Here is a 12670-nt window from a genome sequence, read left to right on the forward strand (position 1 = left end):
AGAAAATGGATTTTAATAAAATACAAAATGCTGCAAACTTTCTTAAAGAAAAATATACACAACAGCCAAGAATTGGACTAATTTTAGGATCCGGTTTAGGGGTTTTAGCAGACGAGATTGAACAACCTGTTAAAGTGCCGTATGACTCTATCCCTGATTTCCCAGTCTCAACTGTTGAGGGGCATGCAGGTCAATTAGTATTTGGATTATTAAATGGAGTACAGGTTGTGGCCATGCAAGGCAGATTCCATTACTATGAAGGCTATAGTTTTGAGAAGGTTACTTTTCCCGTACGAGTTATGAAGGAGCTTGGGGTTGAGTCTCTCATTGTTACAAATGCAGCAGGTGGCGTGAATGAGAGTTTTTCTCCTGGAGATTTAATGTTGATCACGGACCACATAAATAATATGGGGTCAAATCCTTTAATCGGGAAAAACGATGAACGTCTAGGTGTTAGATTCCCTGATATGTCAGTTGCATATTGTAAAGATTTACGTAACCAAGCAAAAGAAATTGCTAGCTCATTAAATATTAAACTACAAGAAGGGGTGTACGTGGGGAATACGGGACCTACTTATGAAACACCTGCTGAAGTGAGAATGCTCCGTACTCTAGGTGGAGATGCAGTTGGTATGTCTACTGTTCCGGAAGTGATTGTAGCACGTCATGCTGGCTTAAGAGTATTAGGTATTTCTTGTATTTCTAATATGGCGGCAGGTATTCTAGACCAGCCTTTAAACCATGAAGAAGTAATTGAAACGACGGAAAAAGTAAAAACAAACTTCCTTCGTCTGATTAAAGAAATCGTTAAAGAGATGGGTAAATAATTCTTTCTAAAAGTGGTGATTAGGATGAGAATGGTCGATTTAATTGAAAGAAAAAGAGATGGCAAAGAATTAACCGAAGAACAAATTCATTTTATTATAAAAGGCTATACAGAAGGCTCGATTCCCGATTACCAAATGAGTGCTCTAACAATGGCCATATTTTTTCGTGGTATGACCGAAAATGAAAGAGCAACATTAACGATGGCCATGGTTGAATCAGGTGACCAAATTGATTTATCTGAAATCGAAGGGATTAAAGTGGATAAGCACTCCACTGGCGGTGTTGGTGACACGACTACACTAGTATTAGGACCGCTTGTTGCTGCAGTTGGTGTTCCGGTTGCAAAAATGTCTGGTCGTGGTCTTGGACATACAGGTGGAACGATAGATAAGCTTGAAGCAGTGGAAGGGTTCCATGTAGAAATTGATAAATCAGAATTTATTGATCTTGTAAATAAAAATAAAGTAGCTGTAATCGGTCAAAGTGGAAATTTAACTCCGGCTGATAAAAAGCTGTACGCTCTAAGAGATGTTACTGCAACAGTAAACAGTATTCCATTAATAGCAAGTTCCATTATGAGTAAAAAAATTGCTGCTGGTGCAGATGCAATCGTTCTTGACGTAAAAACCGGTGCCGGTGCATTTATGAAAACGTTAGATGACTCAAGAGAATTGGCAAGTGCTATGGTTCGAATCGGAAACAATGTTGGAAGACAAACAATGGCGGTTATTTCCGATATGAGTCAACCCCTTGGATTTGCGATTGGGAATGCATTAGAAGTGAAAGAAGCAATTGATACGTTAAGAGGACAAGGACCAGAAGACTTAACGGAACTCTGTCTAACTTTAGGAAGTCACATGGTTTTCCTAGCTAAAAAGGCTTCTTCTCTATCTGAGGCTAGAGAACTTTTAGAAAAAGCGATTCAAGACGGATCAGCTCTAGAAGCCTTTAAGACATTCTTAAAATCACAAGGTGGAGACCCATCTGTTGTGGACGATCCTACTAAGCTTCCACAAGCTAAATATAAAATAGAGCTAGAATCGAAAGAAGCAGGTTATGTATCTAATATAGTTGCAGACGAAATAGGAACAGCAGCTATGCTACTTGGTGCAGGTAGAGCAACAAAAGAATCAGAGATTGATTTAGCTGTAGGCTTAGTACTAAATAAGAAAATTGGCGACCAAGTACAAGTTGGAGAATCAATGGTTACAATCTACAGCAACTTTGAAGATGTCACAGAAGTAAGAGAAAAACTGTACGCTAATATCTCTGTTTCAAGTGAAAAAGTAGATGCACCAATTTTAATTCATGAGGAAATTACAAAATAAGTCTTTTAATTGCCAAGGGATGTGATTCCCTTGGCAATTTTTTTATTAAAACCTAAAGGTAAATCTTGTATAAAATTCTTTTTGTTGGTGAAAAATGGAGAGTATAAAGAATGGAGGGTTTATGTCATGAAAAGATTGGTTTCTTTAATGCTAATTACCATGTTGATAACAACTTTTGTAGCACCATTAGCTTCAGCAGAAGAAAAGACTGGAGTTGATTTAGTCGACAATGCCAGTTCAGCGATATTGATTGAGAGAGATACTGGTACTGTGTTATATGAAAAAAATAGTAGTGAACAATTACCCCCTGCAAGTATGACTAAGATCATGACAATGTTGTTAATTATGGAAGCGGTGGACCAAGGGAAAATAAAGATGAATGAAAAGGTTCGTACGAGTGAGCATGCAGCTTCTATGGGTGGCTCTCAAATCTTTTTAGAGCCTGGTGAAGAAATGACAACCGAGGAAATGCTTAAAGGTATAGCGATTGGATCAGGTAATGATGCATCTGTTGCTATGGCAGAAAAAATCGCTGGTTCAGAGGAAGCCTTTGTAGAAATGATGAACAAAAAAGCTAAAGAATTAGGTCTAAAAGATACAGTGTTTAAAAATACAACTGGACTTCCGGTTGATGATCATTTTAGTACAGCCCATGATATGGCTATCATGGCAAAAGAATTATTAAAGTATGAAATGATTACAAAATTTACGGGTACATATGAAGCGTACTTACGTGAAAATACAGATAAAAAGTTTTGGTTAGTCAATACAAATAAGCTTGTGCGTTTCTATCCAGGTGTCGACGGCTTGAAGACTGGGTTCACAAGAGAAGCAAAGTATTGTTTAACGGCAACAGCAGAAAAAGATGGTATGCGTGTAATTGCTGTTATTTTTGGAGCCCCAACTTCAAAGGATCGAAATGCTCAAGTAACAAAAATGCTCGATTATGCTTTTAGCCAATATAAGACTCACCCAATGTTTGAGCGTAATTTCTCTCTAGGGAAAGCTACGGTTAGTAAAGGTGCGAAAAAGCAGGTAGAAGCCCTAACAAGCGAGCCAATCTCTTTATTAACAAAAAAAGGCGAAAGCGTTGAGAAAGTAAAGAAAGAAATTACTTTAAAGAAAGACTTAAAAGCGCCAATTAAAAAAGGAGACAAAATTGGTACATTAAAGCTTGTTAAGGATGGCAAAACCATTGTAAAAAGTCCATTAGTTGCAAAAGAGAATGTTAAAGAAGCAAGCTGGTGGCAGCTGTATAAACGTTCATTTGGAATGTTCACTAAGACTGGTGAGTAGGAGTTGTTCGCAGATAAAACAAAAATAACGCGGATATATTGAGATTTTCGCGGATAAGACAAAATTAACGCGGATAAATTGAGTTTTTCGCGGATAAAACGAAATAAGCGCGGATATATCAAAAATTTCGGTGTTTTTATAACCAACTAACACACGGGAATGAAGACCATACAATAATACCTCCTAGTTTTTTTGTCGAAAGTTTGCTGTATGCCAACTTTTTTTAGCGAATCACCACTAGTTTTGTAATTAAGAAGGAAATGAAAGTACAGGTATCGAAATTGACTCACTATACCAGATAAGGAGGCTATGGATAGTGAGTCTTAACATTGAAATGGAAGTAAAGAATGATGTATTGTGCATTCGTCTCAGCGGAGAATTAGACCATCATTCAGCTGATGAACTGAGAGAACAAGCAACGATGGCAATTGAAAATTACGGTATTCGTCATATTATCTTAAACCTAGAATCTCTTTCCTTCATGGACAGTTCAGGTCTGGGCGTGATTCTTGGAAGATATAAACAAATTAAACAGCTACATGGAGAAATGGTTGTATGTGCAATATCCCCAGCTATTCAAAGACTATTTGATATGTCAGGCTTATTTAAAATTATTCGTCTTGAGCCGACAGAAGAATTTGCTTTGCAAAGATTGGGGGTAGCGTAAATGAAAAATGAAATGCAGCTTCAATTTAGTGCGTTAAGTCAAAATGAATCTTTTGCTCGGGTGACAGTTGCCGCTTTCATAGCGCAGTTGGATCCGACAATGGATGAATTAACAGAAATTAAGACAGTTGTTTCTGAAGCCGTTACAAACTCTATCATCCATGGCTATGACAATGATCCAAGTGGTATCGTGTATATAACTGTAAAGATTGAGAATGGTTTTATTGATATGACTATCAAGGATAAAGGGATGGGGATCACTGATATTGAGGAAGCCCGCCAACCGTTATTTACAACCAAACCGGAATTAGAAAGATCGGGCATGGGATTCACTATTATGGAGAATTTTATGGACGATATTGAAGTGCACTCAGAGATTGGAAAAGGGACAGAAATTCGACTAAGAAAGCAAATAGCAAAGAGTCAACTGCTATGCAATTAAGGGAGTCTTGCCTATGGATGTGGAGGTAAAAACTGAGAAGAGTCAGCCGTATTTAAAGGATCATGAAGTTAAGGAACTCATAAAAAAGAGCCAGGACGGAGACCAAAGTGCTCGTGATTTAATCGTTCAAAAAAATATGCGACTCGTCTGGTCTGTTGTCCAACGTTTCCTTAATCGAGGCTATGAACCAGATGATTTATTCCAAATCGGATGTATTGGACTTTTAAAATCAGTTGATAAATTTGATTTATCTTATGATGTTAAATTTTCAACGTATGCTGTCCCGATGATCATTGGTGAAATTCAACGATTTATTCGAGATGATGGGACCGTAAAGGTAAGCAGGTCTCTTAAAGAGATGGGTAATAAAATTAGAAAAGCTAAAGATGAGCTATCTAAAACTCTAGGAAGAATCCCGACTGTTTTAGAAATCTCTGAGTATCTTGGTATTCCTTCAGAGGACATCATCTTAGCTCAAGAAGCTAGCAGGACTCCTTCATCCATTCACGAAACGGTCTACGAAAATGATGGTGACCCTATCACCTTACTAGACCAAATTGATGATGGGAATGAAGGGAAATGGTTTGATAAAATTGCTCTAAAGGAAGCGATCCGAGAGCTCGATGAAAGAGAGCGTCTGATCGTTTACTTGCGCTATTATAAAGATCAAACTCAATCAGAAGTAGCTGAACGCCTGGGTATATCCCAAGTTCAAGTATCAAGGCTTGAAAAGAAAATTCTTCAACAAATGAAAGACCGTATGGACCTATAATGCTCCTACGGTCTTTTTCTATTTTCTCCTAAAAACACATAAATAATCCACAGCCACTTTCTTTCCTTTCTATAATATTTATTTTACCAATCCAACCATTTATTGGTGTTCATGAAGGTATTAGCTGTTACTCATACTATTTATACAAGGAAATCAATGTGTGGGAAGTGAACGTTTTGGAAAACACGATCTATATTCGCATGCGCCACCGCGTACAGGTCCGACCGCACGAATCAATTTTATTAGGCGATATTGCACAAGTTATTGCTCATGATTCCATCCATGACAGACTTAAAAACTTGGTTGTATACAAGATTAACGAACATGATCGGAACTTTGTCATTATTGACGTTATGAAAGTTATTTCGGAAATTACTCATCTGTATAACGAAATCGATGTACAAACACTTGGGCCTGCCCAAACCATTGTTGAAGTTATTTTTAAAAAGAAGAAAGTATCTATACCTATTGTTGCTCTAATATGGTTTTTACTATTTTTCGGAGCGGCGCTAACGATTATGAACTTCCATGAAGATGTTAGTATGCAGGAGGTCCAACAGCGAATTTACACCATCATCACAGGCAAAGTCGAAAAAAAGCCGCTGTTATTTCAAATTCCTTATTCTATAGGATTAGGCTTAGGAATGGTTATTTTCTTCAATCATGTGTTTAAAAAGCGACTGAACGAAGAGCCTAGTCCATTAGAGGTAGAGATCTTTAACTATCAACAAGATTTAGATCAATACGTAATCATGCATGAAAACAAAGAAAGTATGAAGAAAATCCATGACCGCTAAAATTATTTTCGTAATATTTGTAGGCTTTGCTGGAGGATTAGCTGTTGGAGCAGGATTTGTTGCCTTTTTAGCTGTTCTTGGAATCATTCCACGTCTTACTCAACTTTCGAAAACATTAAGATATATACACTTATATGAGTGGGCAGTTGTCTTAGGTGCAGTGGTAGGTGCCATCGCGACATTAAGGGATCCAGTCTTAATGATTTCGCCTTACACACTCATTCCATTGGGATTGGCCGGAGGAATTTTCGTAGGAATGTTAGCAGCGGCACTTACAGAAATATTAAACGTTTTTCCTTTATTGGCTAAAAGAATACACATTGAGGATAAGCTTCTAATTTTATTAATGGCTTTCGTCTTTGGGAAAATATTTGGTTCCTTATTTCAATGGATCTATTTCGTAAATGACTAAGAAAGGAATTTTTAACATATGGCAGAACGTCGTCGTGTCATCTTAATAACAGATGGGGATGAATATGCAAGAAGAGCCGTTGAACATGTGGCAATGGATATAGGCGGAAGATGTATTTCTATGTCACATGGAAATCCAACAGTTTTAACAGGTGCAGAAATGGTTGAACTTATAAAAAAAGCTCATCATGATCCTGTTTTAGTCATGTTTGATGACAGTGGATTTGTAGGTGAAGGGGCTGGTGAGCAAGCTCTTATGTATGTGGCACGACACCCTGACATTGAAGTTTTAGGTGTATTAGCAGTTGCTTCAAAAACAAGACAAGCGGAATGGACCAAGGTTGATATTTGTGTTGACCGATATGGGGAACTTACTCCTTATGGCGTTGATAAATATGGTGAGCCAGAGATGGATATTGGACGGATGAATGGTGATACGGTGTATTGTTTAGACCAGCTGGATGTTCCTATTATTGTTGGAGTTGGAGATATTGGGAAAATGGCAAGAAGAGATCACTATGAAAAAGGAGCCCCCATTACAAAGAAGGCAATAGAGATTATTTTAGAGAGGAGCGGTTTTTATGAGCACTGATGTGAAAAATCAAAAGCCAATACCAAAATCCTTAGATGCAATTGAAAGCTTTATGAAGGAGCGTATTGGATTAGAGGTTTCGTTCGATTTAGGAGTTAGAAAACTAAAGATTTTAAGAAAAGACGTACACGTATATTTTGTTGGAGGTCTATGTGATACGGGCTTTATTATTGAAAACTTAGAAGAACTCGTGAATATTAATGACAATGAGAAATTTTCTTCTAATTTATTTTCAATTCTAGAAAATCGGCTAGTGCATCAATCGGTTGCACAAGTTAAAACTTTAGATGAATTCGTAGACCAATTGTTAGCTGGTCTTATTGTTATTTTTGTCGAAGGAGAAACATTAGGGTTAGCGGTTGACGTACGTAGTTATCCGGGAAGATCCCCTGAAGAGCCGGACACAGAAAAGGTTATTAGAGGTTCAAGGGATGGATTCGTAGAAAATATTATTGTCAATACGGCATTAACTAGAAGAAGAATTAAGGATGAACGACTCCGCTTTGAATCAATTAAAGTTGGAGAAAGGTCTAAAACGGATGTAGTAGTAGCTTATTTAAAAGATGTTGCTAATCCAGACTTGATTGATGTAATCAGAAAGAAAATAAAGGACATTGAAGTTGATGGTCTAACCATGGCGGATAAAGCAATTGAAGAATTTATAGCTAACCAAGGGTATAATCCGTATCCACTAGTAAGGTATACGGAGCGAGCTGACGTTGCTGCTACCCATATTCTTGAAGGCCATGTATTAATTTATGTAGATACATCTCCAAGTGTCATTATTACACCTACTACTTATTTTCATCATTTGCAGCATGCAGAAGAATATAGGCAATCAGCATTTATCGGAACTTTCATCCGTTGGACACGTTTTCTTGGGGTGTTAGCATCGTTATTTCTGTTACCACTATGGTTTTTATTTGTATTAGAACCGAGTTTATTGCCTGAACAATTAGCTTTTATTGGTCCAAACGAAAAAACAAAGGTTCCTACTGTCCTACAAATCCTGTTGGCAGACATTGGGATTTTATTTTTAAGATTAGCAGCTATTCATACTCCAACCCCATTAGCTACATCAATGGGATTGATTGCAGCGGTATTAATCGGACAGATTGCTATTGATGTAGGATTGTTTGTTCCGGAAGTAATTTTATACGTAGCGGTTGCGGCAATTGGAACATTTACAACACCGAGTTATGAATTAGGAATAGCGAATAAAGTTTCAAAGTTCTTTTTACTGATTTTAGTTGCGATCTTTAAGACTCCAGGCTTCGTTATAGGAATAACCGTATATATTTTATTCCTAGCGAGTCTGCGTTCTTTAAGCAGCCCTTATATGTGGCCGTTATTACCCTTTAGCCCTAAAGCGTTCTTACAAATCTTATTTAGGCGTTCCGTACCTGGGTCTAAAATACGCCCAAGTATTGTAAAACCTTTGAATCGTAAAAGACAGCCAGCGGGGTCTTGACTATTGGATAAAATTGAAAAAAGTATACAAATTAAGCTTTAAAAATAGACAAACATAAATTGCGGTTTCCTTCATGATATGGTAAAGTAATTTTAATTAAATACAGGATTAAAGTAAAAACAAAATAGACAGTTTCTTCTGGGACACTGTCTATTTTGTTTATCATAGGGAATGAGGGAAAAAGACATGTTTTTACACGGTACATCTCGCATTAATAAAAACGGTCATTTAGAAATCGGCGGAGTAGATACGGTTGAAATCGTTGAACAATTTGGTACTCCTGTATATGTATATGATATAGCTTTAATTAGAGAAAGAGCTAGAGGTTTCAAAGAAACTTTTGATAGATTAGGGATAAACGCACAGGTTGCATACGCGAGTAAAGCATTCTCTACGGTGGCCATGGTCCAATTAGTTGATCAAGAAGGTCTATCTCTTGACGTTGTTTCAGGTGGAGAATTATATACAGCGTTAGCAGCTGATTTCCCAGTGGAAAGAATCCATTTTCATGGTAATAATAAAAGTCTAGAAGAACTAGAAATGGCAATTGAACACCAGATTGGTTGTATTGTTGTCGATAACTTCTATGAATTGGAGCTTTTAACTTCAGTATGTGAAATGAAACAAGCTAAAGCGAAGATCCTACTACGAGTTACGCCTGGTATTGAGGCTCATACCCATGATTATATTTTAACAGGTCAAGAGGATTCTAAATTTGGTTTTGACCTTCAAAATGGACAGGCAGCTTCAGCAGTAAAAATGGCTCTTGAGTCTAATCACCTTGATTTATTAGGTCTTCACTGCCATATTGGATCTCAAATTTTCGACACGACAGGCTTTATTTTAGCAGCAAGAAAAATCTTCACGAAGTTAAATGAATGGAAAAATGAATTCGGATTCGAGTCAACAGTGCTAAATTTAGGTGGAGGGTTTGGAATTCGCTATACAAAAGAAGACGATCCAATTGCTCCGTCTCAATATGTAGAAGAGATTATTAAAGAAGTAAAAGCACAAGCAAACGCATTTTCAATGACTGTTCCTGAAATTTGGATTGAACCTGGCCGTTCATTAGTTGGTGATGCAGGGACGACTTTATATAAAATTGGATCTAGAAAAGATGTTCCAAATGTAAGAAAGTATTTAGCTGTCGACGGTGGAATGAGCGATAATATTCGTCCAGCCCTGTATGAAGCAAAATACGAAGCAATTTTGGCGAATAGACCTTTAGATGAGGTAGAAGAAACGGTTTCGATTGCGGGGAAATGTTGTGAGTCGGGGGACATGCTGATTTGGGATCTTCCTTTACCGAAAGCTGAAAACAACGATATTCTTGCAGTTTTTTGTACAGGTGCTTACGGTTATTCAATGGCTAATAACTATAATCGTATTCCAAGGCCGCCAGTGGTATTTGTGGAAAATGGTTTAGCTCATTTAGTTGTACGCCGTGAAACATTTGAAGACATTGTTCGTTTCGACTTATCTTTATCTCAAAAAGTGAACAATTAAGCTGCCTAACTAGGCAGCTTTCTATATGATAATGTGAGTAGTGGTTGAACCTGTTCTAGCCGAGTTAAATGTTACAATGGAGGCATATAGTTGTGAAGAAAAATAATTGGTTATTATTCATATTTATCTTGTTAATCTCGATTATTTGGGGTGTTTACTACTGGATGTTTGTTGCACCAGGTACTTAATCATCTTGAAGTATAGGAAGTAATCCTGTATGATGGTATCGTGTTACATAATAAAGAACACTCGCATATAATAGAAAAAGTTTATAAATATCACAATATGGAAAAAATAGTATGAAAACGTGATATTAATAATGAGGGATACTATGTTAATTCGCTATAAGAAAACGTTAGAAAAGATAGCTATGGGTTTATTGTCTTTCATGCCTAACGAAAAAGATTTAAAAAAGTTACAGCAAACGATGAAGCAATATGAATCTGAGGACGATTGGCAGCTTTTCCTATGGAAAGAGGAAGATATTATTGGTTTGATAGGTGTTCATTTCTTTGATGAGTCTATAATAGAAATTCAACATGTATCTGTTAATCCATCTCATCGGCAACAAGGAATTGGTAAGGCAATGGTTAAAGCCTTGCAGGAACTTTATCAAGACAAAGAGCTAAGACCTAACGTAGATACAGCGGCATTTATTGAAAAATGTGATGTAAAAAAAGATATTATTTAAGCAGAGAATATATTTATTCCCTGCTTTTATTTTGCTTATTTTTCAGGGACTGCATACGTTCTTGAATGACATCACTTCTGTCACGTGTTGAATGTCTATGAATAAGTTCCTCGTTTGTAAGATCGCTTTCTGTACCCCACGTAAATCCTTTCATACGACATGTCCGAATACATGCCTCGATTAGTTGGGCATCACCTATTGGTAAATTCATACTATCATATGGTTTTTGCGCTTCCATTAGTTTAAGTCTCTCCTGAATTAGTATAAAGAAACCTTCCTTGTCTAACCCAAAAGAGTGTATTTTTTGTTCTTGTTTTTTAAAGATCTCAGTCGCTTTAATTAAAGTCCTTACAGCACCACTAAAATTATTACGTCTATGGTGATAAGTTGAAACCGCAAGTAAAATAAACCCTACAAGAATAGACTCTTTATTCCCACGATCTACTTTCTTCCAATATTCTTCAAGGATTTCATGACACTCAAAGTAATCCCTATCTCCATGAAAATGAACTAAATAATCAATATATTCTTGAGCATACATGTCATTCACTCCCTGGTTTACTAAATTTTTTATCTGCCCTTAAGTGTAGCATATTTTTCTGTATTATATTCAATCTGTAAAAAACAATCTAAAAAATGAAAGGAGCTGATGATCAGCTCCTCGTTAATCTATTTAAACAATCTTAGAGAATTGGTTGATTAAAACCAGGCAGTACCTATAATCACAAGTAAAATAAATAATACAACGATTAAGGCAAAACCTGCCCCAAAGTTAACACCAGCTACATCTGACATATTATATGACCTCCTGTTTTTAATTAAGTTTAAGCTGTTTTGTTGCTCCATTAAGCAATTCATACTTATTGGAGCTCTTCTTTTCTCTTCAACAGCTTAGCTACAATTACATCCTATGTAGGCTGGGCAAAAATGTCTGGGCTATTGTACTATTTTCATAAATAATCTATTCTTGGAAAATATGGAAAAACGAAAATTCAATAAACAAAAACTAAACCTTGGATAAAGAACATGAATACTCTATACTATTATTAGTTGTTTTAGGGTAAAAATAATATCTTAAAAAAAGCATGTAGAAATAATTTTATTAGAAACTTTGGTGGAATGTATGCAGTATAATGTTAAGATTGATGCGTTTGAAGGACCTCTTGATTTGCTACTTCATCTCATTAATCGTCTTGAAATAGATATATATGATATTCCAGTATCACAAATTACGGAGCAGTACTTGCTTTATATACACACAATGAAGGAATTACAGCTGGACGTAGCCAGCGAGTATTTAGTAATGGCTGCAACTTTATTAGCCATTAAAAGTAAAATGCTTCTTCCTAAGCATGAGGAAGAACTTGAGGAAGATTTCGAATTTGAGGTTGAAGATGATCCTCGAGAAGATTTAGTGGAAAAGCTAATTGAGTATAAAAAATATAAAGAGGCTGCATCTGATTTAAAATTGTTAGAAGAAGAAAGAGGACTTATGTTTACAAAGCCTCCAACCGATTTGTCCGAATTTACTAAAGACATGAAGACCGAGCGGCTTGATTTAGATATCTCATTGTATGATATGTTAGGAGCATTTCAGAAGCTTCTTAGACGTAAAAGGTTGCAAAGACCGATGAGTACAAAGATTGCTAGAGAGGACATCTCGATTGAACAGAGGATGACAGAGATCATTCATGAGCTTAAGAAAATAAAAGGTAGACAAAGTTTTTATGATCTTTTCCCCTATAAAGAAAAGGACCATATTGTTGTGACATTTTTAGCCATCTTAGAACTAATGAAAAGAAGAGAAATCATCGTAGAACAGGAAGATAACTTTTCCGAGATATTTGTTATGGGGAAGGATGTGTAAGAC

General features: G+C 36.5%; 15 protein-coding genes. 13 read left to right on the forward strand and 2 right to left on the reverse strand.

The window, feature by feature from the left end; all coding sequences use genetic code 11:
- Positions 1–5: 5 nt before the first annotated feature.
- From SM124_RS05170 to SM124_RS05225, 12 genes are all read left to right on the forward strand, one after another.
- Positions 6–827 (forward strand): purine-nucleoside phosphorylase, encoded by an 822-nt coding sequence (locus SM124_RS05170; protein WP_322445203.1) that lies wholly within the window; start codon positions 6–8, stop codon positions 825–827.
- A gap of 24 nt (positions 828–851) precedes the next feature.
- Positions 852–2156: a pyrimidine-nucleoside phosphorylase gene (locus tag SM124_RS05175; RefSeq protein ID WP_322445204.1), complete on the forward strand. Its 1305-nt coding sequence runs from the start codon at positions 852–854 to the stop codon at positions 2154–2156.
- A 126-nt stretch (positions 2157–2282) separates the two neighbouring features.
- Positions 2283–3452, forward strand: a complete 1170-nt coding sequence (locus tag SM124_RS05180) for a D-alanyl-D-alanine carboxypeptidase family protein (RefSeq protein WP_322445205.1) — start codon at positions 2283–2285, stop codon at positions 3450–3452.
- Positions 3453–3768: 316 nt separating this feature from the next.
- A complete protein-coding gene (gene spoIIAA, locus SM124_RS05185; protein WP_322445206.1) occupies positions 3769–4119 on the forward strand; it encodes an anti-sigma F factor antagonist in 351 nt (116 codons plus the stop codon).
- Entirely contained in the window at positions 4120–4560 is a 441-nt protein-coding gene (spoIIAB, locus tag SM124_RS05190) for an anti-sigma F factor (RefSeq protein ID WP_322445207.1), read from the forward strand.
- Positions 4561–4573: 13 nt separating this feature from the next.
- Positions 4574–5332, forward strand: coding sequence for an RNA polymerase sporulation sigma factor SigF (sigF, locus tag SM124_RS05195; RefSeq protein WP_322445208.1), 759 nt, complete (start codon positions 4574–4576; stop codon positions 5330–5332).
- A gap of 176 nt (positions 5333–5508) precedes the next feature.
- Positions 5509–6129: a stage V sporulation protein AA gene (locus SM124_RS05200; RefSeq protein WP_322445209.1), complete on the forward strand. Its 621-nt coding sequence runs from the start codon at positions 5509–5511 to the stop codon at positions 6127–6129.
- A complete protein-coding gene (locus SM124_RS05205; RefSeq protein WP_322445210.1) occupies positions 6119–6541 on the forward strand; it encodes a stage V sporulation protein AB in 423 nt (140 codons plus the stop codon). Before SM124_RS05200 ends, SM124_RS05205 begins: the two co-directional genes overlap by 11 nt.
- 18 nt (positions 6542–6559) lie before the next feature.
- Positions 6560–7132 carry a stage V sporulation protein SpoVABEA gene (spoVAEA, locus tag SM124_RS05210; protein ID WP_322445211.1) on the forward strand — a complete coding sequence of 191 codons (573 nt, stop codon included), beginning with the start codon at positions 6560–6562 and terminating at the stop codon, positions 7130–7132.
- On the forward strand, positions 7122–8603 hold the full coding sequence (locus SM124_RS05215) for a spore germination protein (protein ID WP_322445212.1): 1482 nt from the start codon (positions 7122–7124) through the stop codon (positions 8601–8603). The genes spoVAEA and SM124_RS05215 overlap by 11 nt, the downstream gene beginning before the upstream one ends.
- Before the next feature lie 186 nt (positions 8604–8789).
- Complete coding sequence (gene lysA, locus SM124_RS05220) at positions 8790–10109, forward strand: diaminopimelate decarboxylase (RefSeq protein WP_322445213.1); 1320 nt, start codon at positions 8790–8792, stop codon at positions 10107–10109.
- A 331-nt stretch (positions 10110–10440) separates the two neighbouring features.
- Positions 10441–10800, forward strand: a complete 360-nt coding sequence (locus tag SM124_RS05225; protein ID WP_322445214.1) for a GNAT family N-acetyltransferase — start codon at positions 10441–10443, stop codon at positions 10798–10800.
- 13 nt (positions 10801–10813) lie between these two features.
- Here SM124_RS05225 and SM124_RS05230 read toward each other — a convergent pair whose 3' ends face one another.
- Both SM124_RS05230 and SM124_RS05235 read right to left on the reverse strand, forming a co-directional pair.
- Positions 10814–11341, reverse strand: coding sequence for a DUF309 domain-containing protein (locus SM124_RS05230; RefSeq protein WP_322445215.1), 528 nt, complete (start codon positions 11339–11341; stop codon positions 10814–10816).
- 158 nt (positions 11342–11499) lie between these two features.
- Complete coding sequence (locus SM124_RS05235) at positions 11500–11595, reverse strand: YjcZ family sporulation protein (RefSeq protein WP_322445216.1); 96 nt, start codon at positions 11593–11595, stop codon at positions 11500–11502.
- A gap of 328 nt (positions 11596–11923) precedes the next feature.
- On the opposite strand from SM124_RS05235, the gene SM124_RS05240 reads away from it, so the two are divergent.
- Positions 11924–12667 carry a segregation/condensation protein A gene (locus SM124_RS05240; protein ID WP_322445217.1) on the forward strand — a complete coding sequence of 248 codons (744 nt, stop codon included), beginning with the start codon at positions 11924–11926 and terminating at the stop codon, positions 12665–12667.
- The last annotated feature ends 3 nt before the right edge of the window (positions 12668–12670 follow it).

Source organism: Robertmurraya mangrovi, assembly GCF_034427655.1.
Taxonomy (GTDB): domain Bacteria; phylum Bacillota; class Bacilli; order Bacillales; family Cytobacillaceae; genus Robertmurraya_A; species Robertmurraya_A mangrovi.

Coding starts and splice junctions, on each gene's coding strand:
- SM124_RS05170 (WP_322445203.1), top strand. CDS start 6: ATGGATTTTAATAAAATACAAAATGCTGCAAACTTTCTTAAAGAAAAA.
- SM124_RS05175 (WP_322445204.1), top strand. CDS start 852: ATGAGAATGGTCGATTTAATTGAAAGAAAAAGAGATGGCAAAGAATTA.
- SM124_RS05180 (WP_322445205.1), top strand. CDS start 2,283: ATGAAAAGATTGGTTTCTTTAATGCTAATTACCATGTTGATAACAACT.
- spoIIAB (WP_322445207.1), top strand. CDS start 4,120: ATGAAAAATGAAATGCAGCTTCAATTTAGTGCGTTAAGTCAAAATGAA.
- sigF (WP_322445208.1), top strand. CDS start 4,574: ATGGATGTGGAGGTAAAAACTGAGAAGAGTCAGCCGTATTTAAAGGAT.
- SM124_RS05205 (WP_322445210.1), top strand. CDS start 6,119: ATGACCGCTAAAATTATTTTCGTAATATTTGTAGGCTTTGCTGGAGGA.
- spoVAEA (WP_322445211.1), top strand. CDS start 6,560: ATGGCAGAACGTCGTCGTGTCATCTTAATAACAGATGGGGATGAATAT.
- SM124_RS05215 (WP_322445212.1), top strand. CDS start 7,122: ATGAGCACTGATGTGAAAAATCAAAAGCCAATACCAAAATCCTTAGAT.
- lysA (WP_322445213.1), top strand. CDS start 8,790: ATGTTTTTACACGGTACATCTCGCATTAATAAAAACGGTCATTTAGAA.
- SM124_RS05225 (WP_322445214.1), top strand. CDS start 10,441: ATGTTAATTCGCTATAAGAAAACGTTAGAAAAGATAGCTATGGGTTTA.
- SM124_RS05230 (WP_322445215.1), bottom strand. CDS start 11,341: ATGTATGCTCAAGAATATATTGATTATTTAGTTCATTTTCATGGAGAT.
- SM124_RS05235 (WP_322445216.1), bottom strand. CDS start 11,595: ATGTCAGATGTAGCTGGTGTTAACTTTGGGGCAGGTTTTGCCTTAATC.
- SM124_RS05240 (WP_322445217.1), top strand. CDS start 11,924: ATGCAGTATAATGTTAAGATTGATGCGTTTGAAGGACCTCTTGATTTG.